The following is a 21012-nucleotide window of genomic DNA, read 5'->3' as shown; positions in this document are numbered from 1 at the left end:
AAGCTGCTAATTAGCAACAATCTTAGCAGCTGCTAACTTGGCTAGAATAAGTATAGATAACAATCTCAGTAAGTTGGCTCGTAGTCCTCGTCCATCCTACTCAGGATTTCTTGAAACAGTACACCTTCCCAATTCTGTTGCTGGTTATCGATTTGTCCTTCAGCGTCACAAACGCCGAGGTGATGAACCGTATCGTAGTATTCTCTCAGGAGTTCTTCGTCGTCAGCGTTTTGTAGTTTGTCTTCAGGTGAGAGTGTACTCTCCGCATCCTCAGGTACGTGGTCGGTGATTCCGTCGCCTGCAGAATCTTGGTCGCCCATACTATGTAGTTGTTCTATAGCTTGTTAGGCGCTCTTGTCTTCATCTTCTCTGTTGCGGTCAACCATCTCTTCAGCTTCGGATTCGCCAGTAGTCTCTTCGAGGAGTTCATCAACGTCAACCTCATCCCAAAGACTCTCTTCCTCTTCAACTTCTTCCTTCAGTTCTTCAAGCCGCTCTTCTATTTCTTCCTGTGTGGGAATATCGCTTAGGTCGTCGTTTTCAGCATCGAGTTCGACTTCTGGCTCGTCAGCGAAAATTGGGTCTTCGAGCCGCTCAATCAGTTCGTCAATATCGCCACGTTTCTCTTCGTCCTCTATATCTTCCATCCGTTCTTCGATGACTTCTCGTTCGAGGTCGGTCATCTCACCTTCCTCAACACAACCCTCAAACATCGCCTCCAATTCGTCGCCTTGTGGATTTTGGTCTAAGAACGAAGATACATCTAAACCTTCAAAAAAATCTGGGTCTTCTTCGTCTGTGTTTTCTCTCCACTCTTCGCAGTCGTGGTCGTCTGCGAGATACTCCATACCTTCAGGGACCCACCAGTCACAATCAGGATTCGTGCAGTGATACTGTCCGTCTCTGAGTTCAAAATTATCGTCAGAAGTCATATGGGATATTTGTCGCTCGAACCTTTTTGGTGCTCTCCCGTTCGATTCGGGAATAAGTATTTAGTGTTTGATAATAGACATACGAGTGTAGTCGGAGTTGTTTAGCAATCGCAAGTTAGGACGGTCAGTCCTGTGCCGACATATGCACTTCTGTCACACCGAATCCGACTACGCCTTTCCTTTGTTCCCGAACGCCACTAACCTTAGAGAGCATACTCTATAGTATGTCTCAGGATTCTCGAAGTCGGCGTACATCAGGTGATTCAGAAGAGGTCGAAGTACCGTGCCCTAACTGCGGTAACGAAATATCTCAGTCAGAGTATCGTGAACTCGTGCAGGAAGTACAGGAAGATGATGAGGGTGGAGTTCCGATATGGCTATATCTTATCGTGATAGGTGTGCTGTGGTTCGGGGTCGAGTTGGTTCAATCAGGTGCGTTCTGAATTTTCGATTGTTTCGATTTTCTGGGTGCGCTCGTGCGTGTGTTCAATTTCACTCTCTTAGGAGATAGAGTACCCGTCGCCAGCCTGTGTTGTGTGTCAGTAGTGTGTGCCAGTCAGTTTATTTCTCGGCGAAGTCCGCCGTCGGACTCATCGGCTCGTACGGCGGGTCGAAGTAGACCAGATCGCCCGGCTCCGCCGCGTCCAGCACGTACTCGAAGTCGCCGTTCCGTACCTCGGTTCCCGCGAGCGTCCCGGCGGCCGCCCGGATCCGGTCGGCCTGCACCCAGTCCGGGTCGGCGTAGCGGCCGATCGGGACGTTGAACCCGCCGTCACCGTTCTCCCGGTACAGCCCGTTGTAGCAGGTGCGATTCAGATACAGCAGGAGCGCGGCCTCCTCCAGCCGGTCGCCGTCATCGGCGGGCCACCCGTCGCCGTAGGCGCGCTCGTTGAACCGCGCGCGCTGCTGGTAGTAGTACTGCTCGACCGCTTTCCCCCGTCGCGTCTCGTCGTCGAACGGCAGGTCGGGGTCGGGGCCGGCCTCCGGGTCCCGAAAGTCGCGCAACCGGTCGATCAGGTCCTCCGGTCGGTCCCGGACCCGCTCGTAGAAGTTCACCAGTCTGGGGTTGGTGTCGTTGACCGTCGCCGCGGCCGGTTCGAGGTCGAAGAAGACCGCGCCGCCCCCGAAGAACGGTTCGTGGTAGCGGTCGAACGAGGCCGGGAAGCGGGCGTACAGCTCGTCGAGCAGCTGGCGCTTGCCGCCCGCCCACTTCAGTACCGGCTTCGCCATTCACCGGACCGTGGACGCTCACCGTCTTAAGCCCGGCCATCGCTCTCGCCCGGACGACCGACCACCCCGTCAGTCCGCGTCGTCCGAGAAGAACAGGTCCGGCTCGTCGTGGGTGAACGTGACGTACGCCTCGGCGAGGTTGCGGACGTGCGTCTCGACGCGGCCCCGTCGCTCGGCCAGTTCGCCCAGCCCCTCGACCGCGGCGTCGTCGTAGTAGAGCGGACAGCAGACCGCCCGCTCGCCGTCGTCGTCTTTCAGCACCACGAGCGCGAAGTTGATCCCGCTCTCGACGCGATACACGTCGTGTTCGTCGAAGTCGCCGGCATCGACCCACTCGCGAAGTCGCTCGAACTCGTCGTCGGGGACCAGCACGTCGAACCCCCAGCGGTCGCCGGTGACGGCCGTCACGTCGCCCGGGTGGAGCCGGAGCGTCTCCCAGCCGGCGTCCTCGAACTCCGCCGCCGTGGCGTCCATGTCCCCTAGCAAGTCCTCCCAGTGCTCGCGGACCGCGCTCGCCGCGCCCGTCCCCGCGAACGCCGGCCCGGCCGCGGCGTCCTCCTCGTCTTCGGTCATGCCACGGACTCCGACGGGCCGGGCGGAAAAGGTGTCGCTCGTCGACGGTCAGTCGTCCGTCGCCGCGGGTTCGTCCGACTCGCCCGTCGCGCTCGCGCCGACCTCGATCGGCTCCGACTCCCAGTACGGGTGGTCGTCGACCAGCCGGAAGCAGGCGGCCCGCTGACCGCTCGCGTCGCCGTCGTAGTCCTCGGGCGCCTCCGCGCGGCAGACCTCCCGGGCGTGAGGACAGCGGGTGTGGAACCGGCAGCCGGCCGGCGGGTCCCGCGGCGAGGGCACGTCGCCGGCCAGCGGGTCGACGCGTCGGCCCTGTTCGCTGGTGTCCGCCCGGGGAACGCTCTCCAGCAGCGCCCGCGTGTAGGGGTGCTGTGGGTCCTCGAAGATGGCGTCGACCGGGCCGCGCTCGACGATCTCGCCGAGGTACATCACGGCGACGCGGTCGGAGATGTGCCGGACGACCGAGAGGTCGTGGGCGATGAACAGGTAGGTCAGCCCCAGCTCCGCCTGCAGGTCGTCGAGCAGGTTGAGGATCTGCGCCTGGACGCTCACGTCCAGCGCGCTCACCGGTTCGTCGAGCACGAGGAAGTCCGGTTCGAGCGCCAGCGCCCGGGCGATACCGAGCCGCTGGCGCTGGCCGCCGGAGAACTCGTGTGGGTAGCGGTCGACCTGGTCGGCCGAGAGCCCGACCCGCTCCAGCAGCTCCTTCGCCCGGTCGCGGCGGATCTCGCCGAGCGACCGGTCGACGCGCACCTCGACGACGACCGGCTCGCTACCGGACCCACCGCTCGCGTCGTCCGACGCCCCGCCGCCCTCGACGACCGTCGCGGTCACGTCCTCGGCGGCGGACGCCGAGACGGCCCCGTCGCGCCGCCGAACGGTCACGTGGACGGTCGCGACGCCGTCGACCGGATCGACGACGAGGTCGACGTCGTCGGCCACGCGGATCTCGACCCGGCCGGGGTCTACCCCTTCGACGGTCACGTCCGCCTCGGTCGCGACTCCGGGGTCCGTCTCGGGCAGCCCGTGGATCTCGAGCGGTTCGGTGACGATGGCGCCCGCGGTCTGGCGCGGGTCGAGACTGGAGAAGGGGTCCTGGAACACCACGCCCGCGCGCCGTCGAAACTCCGTCATATCGTCGCGGTCGAACACCGACTCGCCGTCGAAGCGCACGTCGCCGGCGGTCGGTTCCTGCAGCGCGAGCAGCGTCTCGCCGGTGGTCGACTTGCCACAGCCCGACTCGCCGACCAGCCCCAGCGTCTCCCCCTCGGCGATGTCGAAGCTCACGCCATCGACCGCCCTGACGCTCCGGCTCTCGGCGCCGAGCAACCGGTCCAGCAGCGAGTCGTCGTCCGCGTAGTGCTTCTTCAGCCCCCCGACTTCCAGCAGCGGGCCGCGCTCACTCACGGCGCTCACCCCCGTCGGCGCCGGTCCGCCCCGCTTCGCCGCCCCCGTCGTCGAAGAACCCCTCGGGCAGCGCGGCCGCCTCGCTGTACTCGCGTTCGGCGAGGACGCACCTGGCGCCGTGTTCGCCGCCGGCGTCGAACTCCGGCGGCTTCTCCAGGCAGTCCTCCATCGCTTTCGGGCAGCGGTCGGCGAAGAAACAGCGGTCGTCCATCTCGGCGTCCCGGAGGCTCGGGACCGACCCCTCGATCGGCTGCAGTCGCCGGGCCGGGTCCGCGAGATCCGGGATCGAACCGAGCAGCCCCCGCGTGTACGGGTGAACCGAGTCCTCGAAGATATCCGCGAGCGTGCCGCGCTCGACGACCTCGCCGGCGTACATCACGCAGACCCGGTCGCTCATCCGCGCGATGACGCCCAGGTCGTGCGTGATGAGCAGGACGCTCATGTCCCGCTCGGCCTGGATCTCCCGGAGGAGTTCGAGGATCTGGGCCTGGATGGTCACGTCCAGCGCGGTGGTCGGCTCGTCGGCGATCAGCAGGTCTGGCTCGCCGGCCAGCGCCTGGGCGATCATCGCCCGCTGGAGCATTCCGCCGGAGAACTCGTGGGGGTACTCGTCGACCCGCTCGGCCGGGTCCGGGATCCCGACTTGGTCCAGCAGCTCGACCGCCCGCTCGCGGCTCTCCGGATCCGTGTAGTCGCGGCCGGGGACCACCCCGTCCAGCAGGTACGACCCCAGCCCGTACCCCTGAGTCCGCGAGCGGGTCGAGCGCGGCCGGGCGCTCGCGCGCCGCTGGACCTCCACCGCCTCGGCGATCTGCTCGCCGACCGTCAGCGACGGGTTGAAACTGCTCATCGGGTCCTGGAAGATCATGCTGAAGTCCGGCCCCCGCAACGCTCGTCGCACGCGCTCGGGGACCGCCCGGAGGTCGACCATCTCCCCGTCGGCGGCGTCGGGGAACTCCTCGGCGAGTCCGGGGTCGCGATAGCGGACCTCACCGTCGGTCACCCGTCCCGGCGACTCCACGAGGTCGACCAGCGACAGCGCCGTCACCGACTTGCCCGACCCCGACTCGCCGACGATCCCCAGGATCTCGCCCTCGCGCACGTCGAAGTCGACCGACTCGACGGCGTTGACCTGCCCCCGCTCCGTGAAAAAGCGGGTCGACAGGTCGCGGACTCGCAGGAGGTCGCGGCCGTCGCCGCCGTCGGTCCCGCTCGGGGCGCCATCGCGACGCGGCTCCTCGTCGGCGTCGCCCATCTACACACCTCCCCCCTCGCCCTCGATACCGGGGTCGAGGGCGTCGCGGAACCAGTCGCCGACGAGGTTGATTCCGATGACCGTGAGCACGATCGCCAGCCCCGGCATCGCGGCGATCCACCACGCGGTCGTCTGGTACTCCCGGCCCTGCGCGATGTCGAAGCCCCACGACAGCGTCGTCCCCGAGAAGCCCAAAAAGGAGAGGGCGCTCTCCAGCAGGATGATCGCCGCCACCTGGATCGTCGCCAACACGAGGATCGGCGTGAGGCTGTTGGGCAGGACGTGCTTGCGGATGACGAACCGGTCGGAGGCCCCCAGCGACTCGGCGGCGGTGACGTACTCCTCCTCGCGGACGGCCAGGGCCTCGCCGCGGGCCACGCGGGCGAACCACACCCAGTTGACCAGCCCGACCACGACGATGACCGTCCCGGGTAGCGTGAACGTCTCCGGCATCCCGGTCGGGTAGGTCAGCCCGCCCGGCAGCGATATCACCCCGCGTATCGCCGGCGCGATCCCGCTCACCACGAGCGGGTCCGGCACGGCGACGCTCGCCTCGCCCCACAGCCCCACCAGCGCGATCGCCAGCACGAGCGACGGGAAGGCGAGACTCACGTCCGCGACCCGCATCAGCAGGTCGTCGACCCGCCCGCTGTAGTACCCCGAGACCAGCCCGGTCGGCACGCCGAGCAGCATCGCCAGCGTCGTCCCGAGCAGCCCGACCAGCAGCGACGTGCGCGCCCCGTAGATCACCCGCGAGAGCATGTCCCGACCGAGGCCGTCGGTCCCCAGCGGACGGGCGGTCGTCGCGTCGACGACGACCGTCTCGTTGGTGAGCTCCAGGGACCCGTTGACCATCTCCTGGCCGGTCTGGGTCTCGGCGCGACTGAAGCCCAGCGGCGGCTGTTGCTCGTTGTCGAGGTTCTGGTTCGTCGGGTTCCAGGGCGCGACCAGCGGCGCGAACACCGCCGCCCCGACGACCACGACCAGTAGCACGACCCCGAGTTTCGCCAGCAGGCTCCGGTCGAACTCCCGGCGGAGGTTGCGCTTCGTCCGCGGCGACACCGACGAGCGGAGCGCCGCGGCGAGTCGCCACGGGTTCAGATACCGGAGTAGCGTGTCGAGTCGTCCCATCAGTCCATCACCTGTGGATCCAGCGTCGCGTACAGCGCGTCGACGACGATGTTCACGACCACGAAGCCGATACCGATGACGACCAGCGAGCCCTGGATGAGCGGCCAGTCGCGGTTGCCGATGGCGTCGATGACGAGCGTTCCAAGGCCCGGCCAGTCGAAGACCGCCTCCGTGATCACCGCGCCGCCGACGAGCGTCCCCATCTGGAGGCCGACGACGGTGATCACCGGGATGAGCGTGTTCCGGAGCGCGTGGCGGTACCGCACCAGCGTCTCGGGCAGGCCCTTCGCCCGCGCCGCGCGGACGTACCCCTCCCCCAGCTGGTCGAGCATCCCCGAGCGGGTCAGCCGCGTGATCAGCGCCGTGAAGTACGTTCCCAGGGTGATCGCCGGGAGGGTGATGTAGGCCAGCCACGACCGCAGGTCCGCGAGGAAGCCCGAGGCGTCCAGCGGGAGCGCCCAGCCCCGCTCGGGCCCCGCGACCACGACGAGGTTGCCGACGGCGTCGAGCAGGCCGACCGGACGGGTGCTCGTCGGGAACACGTCGAACTGCACCGCGAAGACGATGACGAGCATCACGCCCAGCCAGAAGTTCGGCGTCGAGATGCCGACCAGCGAGAACAGCGTCGCGCCGTAGTCGGCCGGACCGTGGCGCTGAGTCGCGCTGATCACGCCGAGCGGGATCGAGAGGGCGACCGCCACCAGCGTCGCCGCCAGCGCCAGCTCCAGCGTCGCCGGGACCTTCGCCAGCACCCGCGGCCGCACGGGCGTCCGCGACCGGTAGGAGTAGCCCATGTCCCCGGTCAACAGGTCCCCGACGTAGTCGACGTACTGGCGGTACAGCGGTCTGTTCAACCCCAGGTCCTCGGCGATCCGGCGGCGGGTCTCCTGGCTGGCGTCCAGCGGCGCGATGAAGTCGACCGGGTTCCCCGGCGTCACGTACCGCAGCAGGAAGACGACGGTCACGACGCCCAGAACGACCGCCATCCCCTGTATCACCCGTTTCGCGAGGAACCGACCCATCGACGCCACGCTATCGCCCCCGGCCCGCCGCGGGCGTCCACGTCGGCGACATTCAGCTGTCGGTCCCGGGCTCCCCGCCGCCCATACTCTGGGCCTGGTCGATCAGCTCGTCGACCCGGTCGTTCTTGTAGGACGTGAGCGAGCCGTCGGAGGTCAACAGCGGGATGAGCGTCTGACTCGCGTCGAAGGTGGCGTTGCCCCAGCCGATGAGGTAGAAGGCCGGGCCCGTCGTGATGTCACCGTCCAGCAGCACGTCCGTCAGATTCCCGAAGTCACGCTGGTTGACCGACGCCGAGACGTTCTCCAGCTCGTCGATGTAGCCGACGACCGCCTGGGCTATCTCCAGGTCCTTCAGGTACCGACCGTTGGGCGTGTGCAACTCGATCTCCGCGCCCGCGTACCCGCTCTCCTCGACCAGCCGCTCGGCCTCCTCGGGGTCGTACGGGTAGGGGTCGAGATCCGAGTTGTACCCCGTAAAGCCCTCCAGCGTCGGCTGGGAGGTCGCGTCCGCGAACCCCGAGAGGACGCTCTCGATGATGCTCTCCAGGTCGACGGCGTAGTTCATCGCCCGCCGGAACTGCACGGAGTCGAACGGTTCCCGGTCGTAGATCATCGCGTTGTAGATGACGCGGGTGCTCGGTACCGGGCTGATCTCGGCGTTGTCCGCCCCGTCGACCTGACTGATGTTCTGGGGCGGGACGTTGACGATCACGTCCGTCTCGCCGCTGACCAGCTGGTTGACCCGCGTGCTCGCCTCGCTCGCGGCCGTGATCACCAGCTCGTCGGCCGGCGCACCGTCCTTCCAGTAGTCGCCGTACGCCTCGTAGGTGACCGACACGTCCTGCTCGTACTCGGCCAGCTGGAACGGCCCCGTCCCGTTCATGTGGGAGTTGATGTACGCCTCGTCGTTGTCCTCGACCCACGACCTGTTCATCACGTCGCAGTAGGTCGCGAAGAGCGCGAACACCACGGGGTTGATCCCCTCGGACTCGACGACGACGGCGCTGTCGCCGTCCGCGGGCTCGGCGCCGGTGACGCCCGCCAGCTGGTCGGACTGCGGGCTGTCCAGCCCGCCGACCTCCGGGTCGACGATCCGGTTGATCGAGAAGGCCACGTCCTCCTTCGTCAGCGAGTCGCCGCTGTGGAACGAGACGCCCGACCGGAGGTCGAACCGCACCCGGCCCGGTTCGAGCCGCTCGTACCCCGTCGCCAGCTCCTGGACGACCTTCCCCTCCCGGTCCCGCGAGAGCAGCCCCTCGTAGGCCTGCAGGACGATGTTGTCCGTCGGCGTCTCGCGGTGGTCGTGGGGGTCCAGCCCCGAGTCCATGGCCGACTGGGTGATCTGCACCGAGTCCCGGTCGCCCGTCGGTTCGATGGCGTAGCCGTCGATGCGCTCGTCCCGGCGCGCCTCCCAGTTCACGTCCGCCGACTTGCCGTACACCGAGTACTGCCGATTCAGGTAGATCCACGGCACCTCCTCGTTGAGGACGCGGTTGGCGCGTTCGAGGTAGCCCACCCGCGTCTCCGGCTCCGGCAGCGGCGTCCCGGTATCGGTTCCGCCGTCGTCGCCGTCGTCGCCGTCGCCGCCTCCGCTACCGTCGTCCCCCGTCGGCGTCCCCTCGCCGCCCGAACAGCCCGCCACCGCGGCCGCCCCCGCTGCGGTCCCGGCTAGCGTCAGGAAATCCCGTCTGTCGATATCACGTGCCATATTTGCCCCCGTTGCCTGGGACCCACTAATAAGCTGGGACCGGTATCGACGAACGCGGGCCACACGAGCGGGCGCCGTTCGGTCCCGCTCGGCCGCGGCCGGCGCCGTCGCTGGCCGATATCGAGCGCGGAAAGAATGACGTCGAAGGTCGCCGGACGTTCGGCGGTTCTAACCGAACATCTGGCGCATCATGGGATGCATCTCCATGAGCTGCTCTTCGGCGATCTCCTCGTAGATCTTGTAGGTGATCGAGACCGTCAGCAGCAGTCCGGTCCCGGAGACGTTCCCGATGGTGCCCATCATGTTGGCGAGGACGGCCAGCAGGCCGACTAAGGCCCCGCCGATGACGGTCACCTGCGGGATGTACCGTTCCAGCACCTTCTCGATGACGCTGGTGTTGCGGCGGAAGCCGGGGATCTCCATCCCGGAGTTGTGGATCTGCTGGGCGGTCGCCTCCGGCCCCATGTCGGTGGTCTCCACCCAGAAGATGGCGAAGATGGCGCCGCCGATGACCATGAACGTCAGGTCGACGCCGACCCGAAGCATGATCTGCCAGGGGGCGTTGGTCGTCTGACCGAGCCACCACATCCACTGTTCGGGGTTCCGCACCGGAGCCATGTAGTAGAACAGGCCGCCGACCGGGTTGGCGACGCCGCCGCCACCTTCCTGGTAGGTGCCGAGCAACGCGGGCAGGCTACCCAGCTGGGCGTAGAGGATACGGCCCAGGAACTGGAGGTTTGCCTGCAGCGCGCGAACGAGGATCATCGGCAGGACGCTCGCGTAGATGAGCTTCACCGGGAAGCGACCGCGGGCGCCCTTGACGCGCGTGTTCGACAGCGGGATCTCCACGCGGACGCTCTCGGCGTAGACGACGACCACGAAGATCAGGACCGTCGTGATCAGCGCGAGGATCTGTCCCTGGCCGAAGACGAGCGTCTGCAGCCCGCTCCCGAGGATCGGACCCACGTCGACGCTGCCGGTGACGATGCCGATCCACGTGGGGATGATGCCGATGTTCCCTTCGTTGCCGATGAAGCTCGTCGAGACGAGCCCGCCGATCAGTCGCTGGCTGACGCCGGCGATGATGAACAGGCCGATCCCGGAGCCGACGCCCCACTTGGAGATGACCTCGTCCATGTAGAGGATGAGGACACCGCCGACGAAGATCTGCGCGAACATCAGCCACTTCACGCCGAACGTCCCGCCGGGGAACGACTGCGCGAGCGAGGGGCTCGCCGGCAGGAACGAGCCCGCGAACACCATCGGCAGGCCCGTCAGGCAGATCATCACGAGCACCAGGAACTTCTGGAGTCCCTGGTACAGCACCTGGTCCCGGGGGTTGTTCTGCGTGTCGAGGCCGAGCAGGTCGGCACCGCCGAGCAGCTGCAACACGATGCTCGCCGTTACGATGGGCCCGATGCCCAGCTGCATGATCGTGCCCTGTCCGCCGGCGAGGATCGAACGAAACTGGCCGAAGAGGTCCTGGCCCTGTCCGCTACCGAGGCCGAACAGGAAGACGTTCGTCAGGAAGAAGTACAGCACCAGCACGCCGGCCGTCCAGCCCAGCTTGCGCTTGAAGGGGACGTGCCCCTCCGGGCGCTGGACGGTGGGCATGCGGGTGAGTACCGGTTCGGCGGTGTCCTTCCAGCCCATGGTTATGACTCGTCTTGCTCGTCGGGTGTATCCTTGTCGGTTTCCTCGGCGCGGGCCTGACCGGCCTCGGTCAGCTCGACCGAACCGCCCGCGTCCTCGACTTTCTCCTCGGCTCCGTCGGAGAACGCGTCGGCGACCAGGTGCAGCTCGTTGCGGACCTGGCCGGCACCGAGCACCTTCACCACGTCGACCTCGTGACCGTCTTCGACGACGTCACGCGCGTCGATGGCGTAGCCGTCGCCCTCCTCGTCGGCGACGCCGTCGGCCGCCAGCAAGGCGGCGTCCTCGTCGAGTTCGCGAACGTCGACCTCGGCGACGTCGTCCTGAACGTCGTCGGGTCGTTCGAACCCGTGTTTGTCCCACGGGCCGTGGTTGTGCATCTCGTGTTTGCGGCTCCCGGCGTTGCCCCGGCCGCCGCGGTGGCCGGCGCCGCGGCGGTTCTTGTGGGAACCGCCGCCGTGCGTGCGGGAGCCGCGCTGTCGCTTCTTCTTGGATGTCATCGCATCGCCTCCAGGAGGTCGTCGATGGCCTCGGTGTCGTGCTTGCCGAGCTGGCCGCCCTCCTTGGTGGGGTGTTTGATGCCGTCGTGACCGCCGCGGGGCGGGTGCAGGCGCAGCGTCGGCGCCAGTCCCTGCTCGCGCAGCGTCGTCTCCTCGTCGACGAGCGCCTCGGCGAGTTCCTCGACGCTCATGTAGTCGGTGTTGGCGACGACCCACGAGTCGTCGATGTCGGCCTCGCCCTCCAGCGGCTCGCCGCGCCGCTCGATGAGCAGCGCGACCGTCTCGACGCTGGGCTCGCCGTAGGCCACGTAGTCGTTGACCTTCGTGACCATCCCGCGGTAGGCCTCCGTCTCCGGGACCAGGGCGGCGTGGTTCACGCTGTGGACGTTGAGCATCTCCAGCGTGTCGGCCACGTCCTGGTTCATGTTGACCTCGCCGCGGAGTTGAACGAGCGCTTGCATCACTCGATCACCTCGCGCTTCTCCCAGGTCTCCTGGGGGACGCGGGCCTCGGCGGTGTTCTGCAGCGCGTTGAAGGTCGCCTTCGCGAAGTTGACCGTCGTGCGCGTGTTACCCGACGAGCGCGTCCAGATGTCTTCGATGCCCGCGAGTTCGAGCACGTGGCGGACCGTCTCCCCGCCCGCGAGCCCGAGCCCGCGCGGCGCGGGCTGCAGTTCGACCTCGACGCTGCCGGCCTTGCCGGTCGTCCGGAGCGCGACGGTGTGGGCGCGCCCACAGCCACACTCCCAGGACCCGCAGCCCCGCGAGACGTCGATGAGGTTCAGCTTCGCAACCTCGATGGCCTTCTGGATAGCGCCGCCGACCTGGTCGTCGCGCCCTTCCGCGTAGCCGACGAGACCGTCGCGGTTGCCCACGACGACCACGCAGCGGAACTTGACGCGCCGACCGGAGTCGGTCATGCGCTGGACCATGTTGATGTCGAGCACCTCGTCCTCTAGGCCGGGGACGAGCTGGTCGACGATCTCCGGTTCCTTGAGCGGCAGGCCGGAGTTGAGGGCGTCCTGCATCGAGTCGATCTCGCCCTCGGCGACCGCGTTGCCGAGCCGTGTCCGCGGCTCCCAGCCGCTACTCATAGTTCATCCGCCTCCAGCAGTTGTTCTCGCATGTCGTCGAAGTGCTCCGGTAGGTCTGTTGCGTCGAAGTCCCCGCCGTACAGCCCGTCGTCGAGCTGCTCGGCGTACTCGGCGATGTGCTCGCCGCGCGTGCGCGACCAGTCGGCGAGCACGCTGTCGTTGTGGGGAACGTCGAGTCCGGCGTCGATTGCGCCTTCCTGTACCGCGAATACTTTGCTACCCGGTGTCGGGGAGTTGAGGCCGATGTCGAGGACGGCCTCGTCGAGGCCGGCTTCGACCGCGCGCAGCCCCGCGAGGACGCCGGTCAGGTACGCCGCGGGCATGTTGCCCGTCGGCGCCTCCCAGCCGTACTCCTCGAGGTCGCTCGAGTGCGCGCTCGCGACCGTCTCGTCGCCTTCGGTCCCGGTGGTGATCAGCTGCGCCGTGACGTGCTTGTTGCTCTTTCGAGCCACCAAGCGCGGTTTGCCGGATTTCAGCAGGCGCAACCTCTGATGGTAATCGGTCCGGGCCTCGCGGCGACGCCGCATCGGCACCGTGTAGCGTGGTCCTGTCGCCATTAGTTGTCCTCCAGTGTTCGTTCGATGTCCGCGACGCTGTCGAACTCCCCGCCGCTCGCGCGGTCGTAGAGTTCGCGGTAGCGAGACTTGGAGATCTCGTCCGAGTCGCGCAGCTCGCGGAGCTTCTCGCGCTGTGCGCGGATCTGCGACTGCCACTTCTCCTTCTGGTTCTCGCGGCCGCCCGCGGTCCCCTTCCGGGAGCCCTGGCCCTTCTGGTGGCCGTAGGCGCGTTTCTCCTGTCGCTCGCGGGCGCGACCGCGTGAGTTGCCCTTCGGGGCCTCGGCGCGGATGGCGCCCTCGTCGACGAGTTCGCGGATGTCCTCGCGGGTGATCGCCTCGGCGAGTTCGCCCTGGCGTTCGGGGTCGAGCCAGATCTTGTTCTCGCCGACATCGAGCACGTCGGATGCCATTCGCTTCTGTGCGCTCAGGTCAGTCATCGACTTCGACCTCCTCGTAGGTTGGGTTGAGGACGCGGATCTCCCGGTCCTCGCACTCGTCCTCGATGCGCTCGCGCTTGCGACCGCCGACCTTCGAGGCGATGCGGACGGCCTCGGTGTCGCCGTCCACGTCTTCGAGGTCGTCGAGGTTGTGGACGCGAACCTCCTCGAAGCCCGAGGGGTGCAGGCCGCGCACCGCCGTCGGCGTGCGGAAGCCCGCCTGAACGGTGTCGCCCTTGCCCTTGATACCGATCCGCTGCTTCGAGAGCGTCCCCCGGGGCTTGCGCCACGAGGTCGAGACGCGCTTTTTCTTGTGGTGGTCCTGCCGGTTGAACTGCGGCATGCTCGTCGTCCGCCGCTCGTTGAGCAGCCGTTCGGTGTTCTCGTCGATGTCCGGCTCGAAGTCGACCTCGATGCGCGGGCGCATCTCGGTCTCGACGTCTTCGGCCGGTTCCTCGGACTCCTCGGCGGCTTCGGTCTCCTCCTCTTCGACCTCCGCCTCGGTCTCCTCGGCGACTTCGAGACCGCCCACGTCGGCTTTGATGCGGGCCGCCAGGGCGTTGCCCACCACGTCGGCGAGCTCCTCCTGGCTGGCGCCGCGCACGTCGTCGACGGTGTCGTAGCCGGCGTCTTCGAGGTCGGAAGCTCGCGAGGGCCCGACGCCGCTGATGTCTTCCAGCTCCTCGAACTCGTCGTCGGCCGCGGCCTCCTCGGCGAGGTCGTCCTCGCTCTCGGCCGGCTCCGACTCGCCGAGTTCGTCGTCTTCTGCCGTGTCCTGCGGGAGCGCCTCCTCGTCGGCGTCGGCGTCCGTCTGGGGTTCCTGTTCGGGGTTGTCGTCTGCCATCAGGCGTCACCTCGGGTCGGCTTCTGTGTGATGTAGACCCCGTCCTGGAAGATGCGGACGTCCTTGTCCGTGACGCGGGTCAGCTGTTCGATGTCCGCGGCCGTCTGGCCGACGGCTTCCACGTCGGGACCGGACAGCGTGATCTGTTCCTCGGAGACCGACACGTCCGTGTCCCCGTGGATCTCGGTGCGGCGCGGCGCGCGCTCGCCGAGGAAGTTCTCGATGACGACTTCCTCGCCCTCGACGTCGACCTGCATCGGGAAGTGAGAGTAGAAGACTTCCATCTCGTACTCCCAGCCCTCGGTGACGCCGTGGAACATGTTCCGAACGTGGCTCTCGAAGGTCCCCAGCGTCGACATCGTCTTCGCGTCGTCCTCGTCGCTCTCGACGACGACGGTGTCACCGTCGACCGAGACCGACACGTCGGGGTACCAGAGCCGTCGGGTCACGCTGCCGTTGGGCCCCTCGACCGTCAGCTCGAGGTGGTCCATCTCGGCGCTCGCCTCGTCTGGAATCTGTAGTTCTGTGCGTGGCATTGTCAGTATACGTACGCGATGACCTGGCCACCGATGCCCTCCTCGCGGGCCTCGTAGTGGCTCATGATCCCGTGGCTGGTCGTGACGACGAGCGTCCCGTAGTCACGGGCGGGGAGGAATCGCTTCTCCCACTTCTCGAACTCGTCGGCGCCCGCCGAATAGCGGGGCAGGACCGGGCCACATTCGTTGATCGCTCCTTTCAGTTCGACCTCGAACTGACCGGCTTTGCCGTCGTCGACGAACTCGAAGCCGTCGATGTACCCGCGGTCGTAGAAGACCTCGAGCACGCTGCCGATCTCGTTCGAGGCGGGTGATACCTCGTGGTCGAGATGCCCGACGCTCTCGGCGTTGTCGATGCCCGAGAGTGCGTTGGCGAGTGGGTCGTTTCCTGTCATGAGTACTTCCTGAATCCCATGCTTCGCGAGATCTCTCGGAAGCACTGGCGACACAGCCAGATGTCGTACTTGCCGACCAGTCCCTGCTCGCGCCCGCAGCGCTGACAGGACTCCAGCTGGCCGGTCCGCTTTGCTACCTGCTCGCCGGTTTCGGGCTCGTCTGTCTCGCTCTCGCTCATTCGCTCACCTCCACGTCGAACGCCCCCTCGACGAACGCGACCGCGTCCGCCACGTCCAGCCGGTGGCTCGACGGGATCTGTCGGGACGCCTTGTCTCGCTTCGATACGCGGTAGCCCGGCCGGACCAGGTTGACCGTCACGTCCAGCCCGTAGATGCCGGTGTTCGGGTCGTACTCCTGGCTCGGGAAGTCGGTGTGTTCCTCGACGCCGAAGCTGAAGTTGCCGGTGTCGTCGAACTGCGACTCCGAGAGGTCCGCGAGACCTAGAGCCGTCTCCAGGAACTCGCGAGCGTCGTCGGCGCGAAGGGTGACCTTCGCCCCGATCGGGTCGCCCTGGCGGACGCCGAACTCGCCGACGGTCGCCTGGGCCTGCGTGCGGACCGGCTGCTGGCCCACCACGTCCTCCAGGATCTCCTCGGCGTTCGCGAGCTCGCGACCGCCCTCGCCGACGCCCATGTGGACGACGACCTTCTCGACGCGCGGTTCGCGCATCTCGTGGAACTCCGAGCCGGATTCGCTCTCCGAGCTCATTCGTCGTCACCTCCTTCCTCGACGTCGGCCGCGGCCTCCTCGGTCACGTCCTCGGGGCCCTCGCCCTCGTCGTCGGTGAAGTTCTCGTCGATGACGACGACGTACTCTTCGACCGTCTCGAAGCCGTCAGTGTCGTCCTGCTCGACGATCACGTTGTTGGAGGCGCTGCCGGGCGTGACCTGGATGGTCTCGACCGTGCCGACCTCGCCCGCGTGGGCGCCGTCGACGGCCGTCACCAGCGCGCCCTCCTCGTACTCGAAGTGAGCGACGATCTCGCCGTCGTCGTTCGAGACGACCACGGAGTCGCCGCCGTCGTAGGGGGCGCCCTCGTCGACGGTCAGCGTCTGCCCGTCGTGCAGCGTCAGCTGCACGTCGCCGCCGGGGACGTGTTGCTTGTTCACGATCTTGCCGAGCGCGGAGTCCGCGGCCTCGGCGTCGATCGGGGTCAGCGCGAGCCGACCGCCGTCGCCGGGGAACACGCGGTAGTACTCGTCGCGCTCGACGAACGCCAGGATGTCGAACATCCCGACCGGACGCTCCTCGTCGGAGACCGCCTTGCCGTTGATCAGGACGCTGTCCTGGTCGAGGGCGTAGCGCGTCTCCTTGCGGGTGTCCGCGTAGCCGAGCACGTCCCGCAGGACGATGAGCAGGGGAACCCCCGCCTCGCCGTGGGGACCGGAGTCGGCCTTGACGGTGAACGTCTCGGTCTTGCGCTCGATCGGCCAGCTGTTCGGCACCGAGAGTCGCTTCTGATGTTTCGTCATGCGCTGTCCTCCTCCGATTCGAGACGCTCCTGGCGCCGGTCGTCCTCGAGTGTCAGGTCCGTGACCCGCAGGTTCGAGGCGTCGACCGGACGGGGAACCTCCTCGCCGTCCGCCGCCTCGACCGTCACGTCTTCGACCCTGACCGCGGTCTCCGAGAGGTCCACGTCGACCACCTCGCCGGTCTCGCCGGCGAAGTCGCCGCGCAGCACCTCGACCGTGTCGCCCTCGTTGACGCGCACGTTTCGCTGCCCGTACTCGTCACGGAGGTCGTCGGCCAGCGTGGCCCGGACCTTCTCGTGGCGCTCGTGCAGCGGCGCCGCAGCGTCGTCGTTCCGCTGTTTGCGTGGTTGCTTGCTCATACTATCATCGTCGCCGTCGAGGCGACCGACCCGAATCGCTCCGCGACCTCGCGGGCGATCGGTCCTTTCAGTTCCGTGCCGCGGGGGTCCTCGTTGTCGTCGACGACGACCGCCGCGTTGTCCTCGAACTTCACGCGGGTGCCGTCCGGGCGGCGGATCGGCTTGCGCTGGCGGACGACGACCGCCTCCAGCACCTGCCGCCGCATCTCCGGGGTCCCTTTCGTGACCGAGACGGTGACCTTGTCACCGATACCCGCCTTCGGATGGCGGTTCTTCGCTCCCGAGTAGCCGGCGGTGGAGATGACCTTGAGTTCGCGTGCGCCGGTGTTGTCAGCGCAGTTGATCAGCGAGCCCTTCTCCAGGCCCTGGGTCACGTCTGCCTTCATCGCCTCCATCAGTCGTCACCTCCCTCGCGGGAAACGACCACGTGGCTCTTCGTCTTCGAGAGCGGTCGACACTCCGCTATCGTCACTGTCTCGCCCTCGTCGATGTCGAGGCACTCCGGTGCGTGGGCCGGAACACGGCTCCGCCGTTTCATCAGGCGGTCGTATTTCGGCACCGGCACGTCGTACTCTCGCTCGACGACGACGGTCTTGTCCATGTCGGTCGACGCGACTGTGCCCTCGATCGTCTGCCCGCGGACACTCAGCGTGCCGTGGAACGGGCAGTTATCGTCGTCACAGGCCGCGTCGGGTTCTTGTACGTTCAATCCTAGCGCCATTTGCTATCACCAGATTTCTCCGTTCGTCGTGCAGGCCGTGCGACCAGCCTGCGCCCCTCGACGGTCACGAGTTCCGCGGCGCCGTCCGCCCCGGGGAGCGTGAACTCGAAGGTGGTCCCCGCCTTGGGGACCGTCGCCACCCGATCCGCTCGCTCGCCGGCCGTCCGGCCGTCCGAGGACTCGTCGCCCTCGCGCTCGATGCCGAGGGTGTTCGTCGTCTCCGCGACGACGCGGCCCTCGATGTCGAGCAGGTCGGGGTTGTCGCCCGCGCGGACGCGAGCGGTCAGCCCGACCAGTTCGTGTCTCGTGAGCGTCTCGGGTGCCAGCATCGTTACTCGGACTCCTCGAAGTCGCCTTCTTCGTTCTGAATCGTCTTGATCCGCGCGATGGCCTTGCGGAGCTCCTTGATGCGACCCGGGTTCTCCGGGGCGCCGCCCGCGGCCTTGACGGCGCGGTCGTTCAGGAGTTCCGTCTCCAGCTCCTCCAGCTCCGCCTCTCGCTCGGCGGGCGTCATGTCGCGGATCTCCTCGGTGTAGAGGACGGTCATTCGTCGTCACCCTCCTCGTCGGCGTCGGCCGCGGACTCGTCGTCTTCGTCCTCGGCCTCGTCGGCGTCTTCCATCTCCTCGACGAGCTCCTCGGCTTCCGCCTCGGTCTCCTCGTCGAGCTCCTCGTCGACGGCCTCGTCGAGGCCTTCGAGTTCGTCCTCGATGTCCTCGTCGTCGGGCACGTCCACGTCGTCGAACTCCTCGGTCTCCTCGGCGGCCTCTTCGATGACCTCCTCGTCGACGTCGGGCTCGGCCGGCTCGTCGTCGGCCTCGGACTCGGTCACCGGTTCGGCGTCGTCCTCGTCGGGCTCGCCCTCGAGGAGCTCCTCGACGGACTCGTCGTCGACGTCCTCGACGTAGTCCTCGACTTCCATGTCCTCGTAGACCTCGAAGTCGTCGGGGAGCTCGGCCTCGGGCGGGATGATCTTCACCTGCACGCCGATGGTGCCGAGCTTCATGACCGCGGTGCCGATACCGTGGTCGACGATCTCCTCGGCGGGCTCGCCGTTGTGCTTGATGTACCCGCGGTTGAACTTCTCCACGCGCGAGCGGGCGCCCGTGACCTTCCCGGAGAGGACGATCTCGGCGCCCTTCGCGCCGGACTCCATGATCCGGTCGATCGTGGTGTGACCGGCCTTGCGGAAGTACCAGCCGCGTTCGAGGGCGTTGGCCAGGCGGTCGGCGACGATCCGGGCGTTGAGGTCCGGCTCGTCGACTTCCTGGACGTCGACCTGCGGGTCCTCGAGGTCGAACCGCTCCTCGAGCTCCGTCGTGATCTTGCGGATGTTCTTCCCGCCCTTGCCGATGACCATCCCGGGCTTCTCGGCTTTCAGGACGATCTGGGTGCCCATCGGGGTCTTGGCGACTTCCATGCCGCCGTAGCCCGCGCGACCCAGTTCGTCGCCGAAGAACTCGTCGATCTGGGTGCGCTGGAGGCCGTCCTCGATGAACTGCTGTTCGTCGGCCATCAGTTCTCACCCTCCGGCTCTTCGAGGATCAGTTCGACGTCGACCTGCGGGGAGTTCCAGGGCGAAGCGCGACCCATCGCGCGGGGCTTGCGGCCCTGAGACTCGCCGACCTTGTGGGCGGCGACGTGCATGATCTCCATGTTCTCGCCGTCGAAGCCCTGCTCGTCGGCGTTGCCGACGGCGTTCTCGAGCAGGTCGAGGAAGCCCTCGCTGGCCTTCTCGGGGTAGCGGCCGGCGTCCCAGCCGTCGATGTCGTTTCGGTGACCGACGCCCGAGTTGTGCTGGCGGAACGGCACCGACTGCTCCTCGTCGATGACCGCCTGCAGGTACTCGACGGCGTCGCCGGCCGTCTTGCCCTTGATCTCGCGGGCGATGGCCTTGCTGTGCTTGTGGCTCATCTGACGCTCCCGAAGCATCGCTTTCGCCGTGGTCTCCGGGTCGGCGTCGACTGAGTAGCTGATTCCCATGTTATTTGAGCGGTACGAACTTCGAGGAGCGCGTGGCCCCGATGCCGGCCTGGCCGTGCTCGACGGAGGTCCGTGTCAGCTGGAACTCGCCGAGGTAGTGACCGAGCATCTCCGGCTCGACCTTCACTCGCTCGAAGCTCTGCCCGGTGTAGACGGCGAAGGTGATCCCGACCATCTCCGGCACGATCGGCATGTCGCGCAGGTGCGTGCGGATGGGGTCGTTGGCGGTCTCCTCTTCGCCGGCCTCGCGGGCCTCGTCGAGCAGCTTCTCCTTCTCCACGGAGAGGCCGCGCGTGATACTTCGCCGCTGTCGAGCGGGCAGCAGTTCCGCGACGTCCTCCAGGCTCATGTCCTGCAGCTCGTCGAGCGTGTGACCACGGTAGGTGAACTCACCTTCGTGGCCGATCTGGTATTCCGAACTCATTCGTTCTCACCTCTGGTGAGACTAATGAGGTCGTCACGCGCGAAGCGTGTGACGGAACTCATCAGTTACCACCTCGGCCGGTGCGGCGCGAGGAGATGTCGCCCACCTTCCGACCCGGCGGGGCGTCCCGCGAGACGGACTTGGGCTTGCCGGGGTGCTGTCGACCGCCCCCACCGAAGGGGTGGTCGACCGCGTTCATCGCGACACCACGAACTGTCGGGTACTTGGACCCTCGCGATTTCATCTTGTGGTGCTTGTTGCCTGCCTTGACGAACGGCTTCTCCGTGCGGCCACCGCCGGCCACCACGCCGATCGTCGCGCGGCAGTCGGGGTCGAGCCGCTTGGTCTCCCCCGACGGGAGCGTGACGACCGCGACGTTGCGGTCGTGGGTGAGCAGCTGGGCGTTGACGCCCGACGCGCGGGCGAACTTCCCGCCGTCGCCGGGGTTGGCCTCGACGTTGCACACCTGGATCCCTTCCGGGATCTCCGCGAGCGGGAGCGTGTTCCCGGGGGCGATCTCCGCGCTGACGCCGACCTGGATGCGGTCGCCGACGCCCACGCCCTCGGGGGCGAGGACGAGGCGCTGGTCGCCGTCCTCGAACTCGATGGCCGCGACGGGCGCCGAGCGGGCCGGGTCGTGTTCGATGTCCACGACCGTCCCGTCGACCACGTCGCCGTCCTCGACCGTCCGGTGCGACAGTTCGGCCTTGTAGCGGTGCGACGGCGCCCGGAACGTGGAGGTCCCGCGCCCGCGTCGCTGCCCCTGGATTCGTCGTCCCATTG

General features: G+C 67.1%; 29 protein-coding genes and 1 pseudogene. All 30 read right to left on the bottom strand.

The genetic code is table 11. From position 1 onward, the window contains the following. Nucleotides 1-65: 65 nt before the first annotated feature. The 30 genes and pseudogenes from HZS55_RS12895 to HZS55_RS12750 all read right to left on the bottom strand — a co-directional run bounded on the left by HZS55_RS12895 (nucleotide 66) and on the right by HZS55_RS12750 (nucleotide 21010). Entirely contained in the window at nucleotides 66-320 is a 255-nt protein-coding gene (locus HZS55_RS12895) for a hypothetical protein (RefSeq protein WP_179908067.1), read from the bottom strand. 24 nt (nucleotides 321-344) lie between these two features. Continuing rightward, entirely contained in the window at nucleotides 345-932 is a 588-nt protein-coding gene (locus tag HZS55_RS12890) for a hypothetical protein (RefSeq protein WP_179908066.1), read from the bottom strand. Between the two features lie 567 nt (nucleotides 933-1499). Next, a pseudogene (locus HZS55_RS12885) lies at nucleotides 1500-2162 on the bottom strand (DNA adenine methylase); the annotation flags it as partial. Nucleotides 2163-2231: 69 nt separating this feature from the next. Then, nucleotides 2232-2735 carry a DUF7529 family protein gene (locus HZS55_RS12880; RefSeq protein WP_246308252.1) on the bottom strand — a complete coding sequence of 168 codons (504 nt, stop codon included), beginning with the start codon at nucleotides 2733-2735 and terminating at the stop codon, nucleotides 2232-2234. 48 nt (nucleotides 2736-2783) lie between these two features. Further along, the gene (locus HZS55_RS12875) at nucleotides 2784-4139 is read right to left on the bottom strand and encodes an ABC transporter ATP-binding protein (RefSeq protein ID WP_179908065.1); all 1356 of its coding nucleotides are present in this window, start codon (nucleotides 4137-4139) and stop codon (nucleotides 2784-2786) included. After that, on the bottom strand, nucleotides 4132-5394 hold the full coding sequence (locus HZS55_RS12870; protein WP_179908064.1) for an ABC transporter ATP-binding protein: 1263 nt from the start codon (nucleotides 5392-5394) through the stop codon (nucleotides 4132-4134). The genes HZS55_RS12875 and HZS55_RS12870 overlap by 8 nt, the downstream gene beginning before the upstream one ends. Continuing rightward, nucleotides 5395-6525 (bottom strand): ABC transporter permease, encoded by a 1131-nt coding sequence (locus HZS55_RS12865; protein WP_179908063.1) that lies wholly within the window; start codon nucleotides 6523-6525, stop codon nucleotides 5395-5397. Beyond that, the gene (locus HZS55_RS12860) at nucleotides 6525-7547 is read right to left on the bottom strand and encodes an ABC transporter permease (RefSeq protein ID WP_179908062.1); all 1023 of its coding nucleotides are present in this window, start codon (nucleotides 7545-7547) and stop codon (nucleotides 6525-6527) included. The genes HZS55_RS12865 and HZS55_RS12860 overlap by 1 nt, the downstream gene beginning before the upstream one ends. A 52-nt stretch (nucleotides 7548-7599) precedes the next feature. Next, entirely contained in the window at nucleotides 7600-9255 is a 1656-nt protein-coding gene (locus HZS55_RS12855) for an ABC transporter substrate-binding protein (protein ID WP_179908061.1), read from the bottom strand. Nucleotides 9256-9423: 168 nt separating this feature from the next. Then, nucleotides 9424-10908, bottom strand: coding sequence for a preprotein translocase subunit SecY (gene secY, locus HZS55_RS12850; protein ID WP_179908060.1), 1485 nt, complete (start codon nucleotides 10906-10908; stop codon nucleotides 9424-9426). A 2-nt stretch (nucleotides 10909-10910) separates the two neighbouring features. Further along, nucleotides 10911-11408: an uL15m family ribosomal protein gene (locus HZS55_RS12845; RefSeq protein WP_179908059.1), complete on the bottom strand. Its 498-nt coding sequence runs from the start codon at nucleotides 11406-11408 to the stop codon at nucleotides 10911-10913. Next, entirely contained in the window at nucleotides 11405-11869 is a 465-nt protein-coding gene (rpmD, locus tag HZS55_RS12840) for a 50S ribosomal protein L30 (protein WP_179908058.1), read from the bottom strand. The genes HZS55_RS12845 and rpmD overlap by 4 nt, the downstream gene beginning before the upstream one ends. Continuing rightward, nucleotides 11869-12501, bottom strand: coding sequence for a 30S ribosomal protein S5 (locus HZS55_RS12835; protein WP_179908057.1), 633 nt, complete (start codon nucleotides 12499-12501; stop codon nucleotides 11869-11871). Before HZS55_RS12835 ends, rpmD begins: the two co-directional genes overlap by 1 nt. Continuing rightward, nucleotides 12498-13058, bottom strand: coding sequence for a 50S ribosomal protein L18 (locus HZS55_RS12830; protein WP_179908056.1), 561 nt, complete (start codon nucleotides 13056-13058; stop codon nucleotides 12498-12500). Before HZS55_RS12830 ends, HZS55_RS12835 begins: the two co-directional genes overlap by 4 nt. Next, complete coding sequence (locus tag HZS55_RS12825) at nucleotides 13058-13495, bottom strand: 50S ribosomal protein L19e (protein ID WP_179908055.1); 438 nt, start codon at nucleotides 13493-13495, stop codon at nucleotides 13058-13060. Before HZS55_RS12825 ends, HZS55_RS12830 begins: the two co-directional genes overlap by 1 nt. Continuing rightward, nucleotides 13488-14339, bottom strand: a complete 852-nt coding sequence (locus tag HZS55_RS12820; RefSeq protein ID WP_246308251.1) for a 50S ribosomal protein L32e — start codon at nucleotides 14337-14339, stop codon at nucleotides 13488-13490. The genes HZS55_RS12825 and HZS55_RS12820 overlap by 8 nt, the downstream gene beginning before the upstream one ends. Beyond that, nucleotides 14339-14875 carry a 50S ribosomal protein L6 gene (locus HZS55_RS12815; protein WP_179908054.1) on the bottom strand — a complete coding sequence of 179 codons (537 nt, stop codon included), beginning with the start codon at nucleotides 14873-14875 and terminating at the stop codon, nucleotides 14339-14341. The genes HZS55_RS12820 and HZS55_RS12815 overlap by 1 nt, the downstream gene beginning before the upstream one ends. A gap of 2 nt (nucleotides 14876-14877) precedes the next feature. Then, nucleotides 14878-15270, bottom strand: a complete 393-nt coding sequence (locus HZS55_RS12810) for a 30S ribosomal protein S8 (RefSeq protein WP_179908053.1) — start codon at nucleotides 15268-15270, stop codon at nucleotides 14878-14880. After that, nucleotides 15267-15449, bottom strand: a complete 183-nt coding sequence (locus HZS55_RS12805; RefSeq protein WP_179908052.1) for a 30S ribosomal protein S14 — start codon at nucleotides 15447-15449, stop codon at nucleotides 15267-15269. Before HZS55_RS12805 ends, HZS55_RS12810 begins: the two co-directional genes overlap by 4 nt. Further along, nucleotides 15446-15979 (bottom strand): 50S ribosomal protein L5, encoded by a 534-nt coding sequence (locus tag HZS55_RS12800; protein ID WP_179908051.1) that lies wholly within the window; start codon nucleotides 15977-15979, stop codon nucleotides 15446-15448. The genes HZS55_RS12805 and HZS55_RS12800 overlap by 4 nt, the downstream gene beginning before the upstream one ends. Beyond that, on the bottom strand, nucleotides 15976-16743 hold the full coding sequence (locus HZS55_RS12795) for a 30S ribosomal protein S4e (RefSeq protein WP_179908050.1): 768 nt from the start codon (nucleotides 16741-16743) through the stop codon (nucleotides 15976-15978). Before HZS55_RS12795 ends, HZS55_RS12800 begins: the two co-directional genes overlap by 4 nt. Beyond that, nucleotides 16740-17102 carry a 50S ribosomal protein L24 gene (rplX, locus tag HZS55_RS12790; RefSeq protein ID WP_179908049.1) on the bottom strand — a complete coding sequence of 121 codons (363 nt, stop codon included), beginning with the start codon at nucleotides 17100-17102 and terminating at the stop codon, nucleotides 16740-16742. The genes HZS55_RS12795 and rplX overlap by 4 nt, the downstream gene beginning before the upstream one ends. Continuing rightward, nucleotides 17099-17497, bottom strand: a complete 399-nt coding sequence (locus HZS55_RS12785) for a 50S ribosomal protein L14 (RefSeq protein WP_179908048.1) — start codon at nucleotides 17495-17497, stop codon at nucleotides 17099-17101. Before HZS55_RS12785 ends, rplX begins: the two co-directional genes overlap by 4 nt. Further along, complete coding sequence (locus HZS55_RS12780; RefSeq protein ID WP_179908047.1) at nucleotides 17497-17823, bottom strand: 30S ribosomal protein S17; 327 nt, start codon at nucleotides 17821-17823, stop codon at nucleotides 17497-17499. The genes HZS55_RS12785 and HZS55_RS12780 overlap by 1 nt, the downstream gene beginning before the upstream one ends. Beyond that, nucleotides 17814-18152 carry a ribonuclease P protein component 1 gene (locus HZS55_RS12775; RefSeq protein WP_179908046.1) on the bottom strand — a complete coding sequence of 113 codons (339 nt, stop codon included), beginning with the start codon at nucleotides 18150-18152 and terminating at the stop codon, nucleotides 17814-17816. The genes HZS55_RS12780 and HZS55_RS12775 overlap by 10 nt, the downstream gene beginning before the upstream one ends. 2 nt (nucleotides 18153-18154) lie before the next feature. After that, nucleotides 18155-18370: a 50S ribosomal protein L29 gene (rpmC, locus tag HZS55_RS12770; protein ID WP_179908045.1), complete on the bottom strand. Its 216-nt coding sequence runs from the start codon at nucleotides 18368-18370 to the stop codon at nucleotides 18155-18157. Then, on the bottom strand, nucleotides 18367-19338 hold the full coding sequence (locus HZS55_RS12765) for a 30S ribosomal protein S3 (protein WP_179908044.1): 972 nt from the start codon (nucleotides 19336-19338) through the stop codon (nucleotides 18367-18369). The genes rpmC and HZS55_RS12765 overlap by 4 nt, the downstream gene beginning before the upstream one ends. Further along, on the bottom strand, nucleotides 19338-19805 hold the full coding sequence (locus HZS55_RS12760) for a 50S ribosomal protein L22 (RefSeq protein ID WP_179908043.1): 468 nt from the start codon (nucleotides 19803-19805) through the stop codon (nucleotides 19338-19340). Before HZS55_RS12760 ends, HZS55_RS12765 begins: the two co-directional genes overlap by 1 nt. A gap of 1 nt (nucleotide 19806) precedes the next feature. Further along, entirely contained in the window at nucleotides 19807-20229 is a 423-nt protein-coding gene (locus HZS55_RS12755; protein ID WP_179908042.1) for a 30S ribosomal protein S19, read from the bottom strand. Nucleotides 20230-20290: 61 nt separating this feature from the next. Beyond that, nucleotides 20291-21010 carry a 50S ribosomal protein L2 gene (locus tag HZS55_RS12750; protein WP_179908041.1) on the bottom strand — a complete coding sequence of 240 codons (720 nt, stop codon included), beginning with the start codon at nucleotides 21008-21010 and terminating at the stop codon, nucleotides 20291-20293. Nucleotides 21011-21012 lie beyond the last annotated feature (2 nt).

The sequence above is a fragment of the Halosimplex rubrum genome, from assembly GCF_013415885.1.
GTDB classification, from domain to species: domain Archaea; phylum Halobacteriota; class Halobacteria; order Halobacteriales; family Haloarculaceae; genus Halosimplex; species Halosimplex rubrum.
Note: the sequence above shows the minus strand (reverse complement) of the source record. Positions and strands in the feature narration are given on the sequence as shown.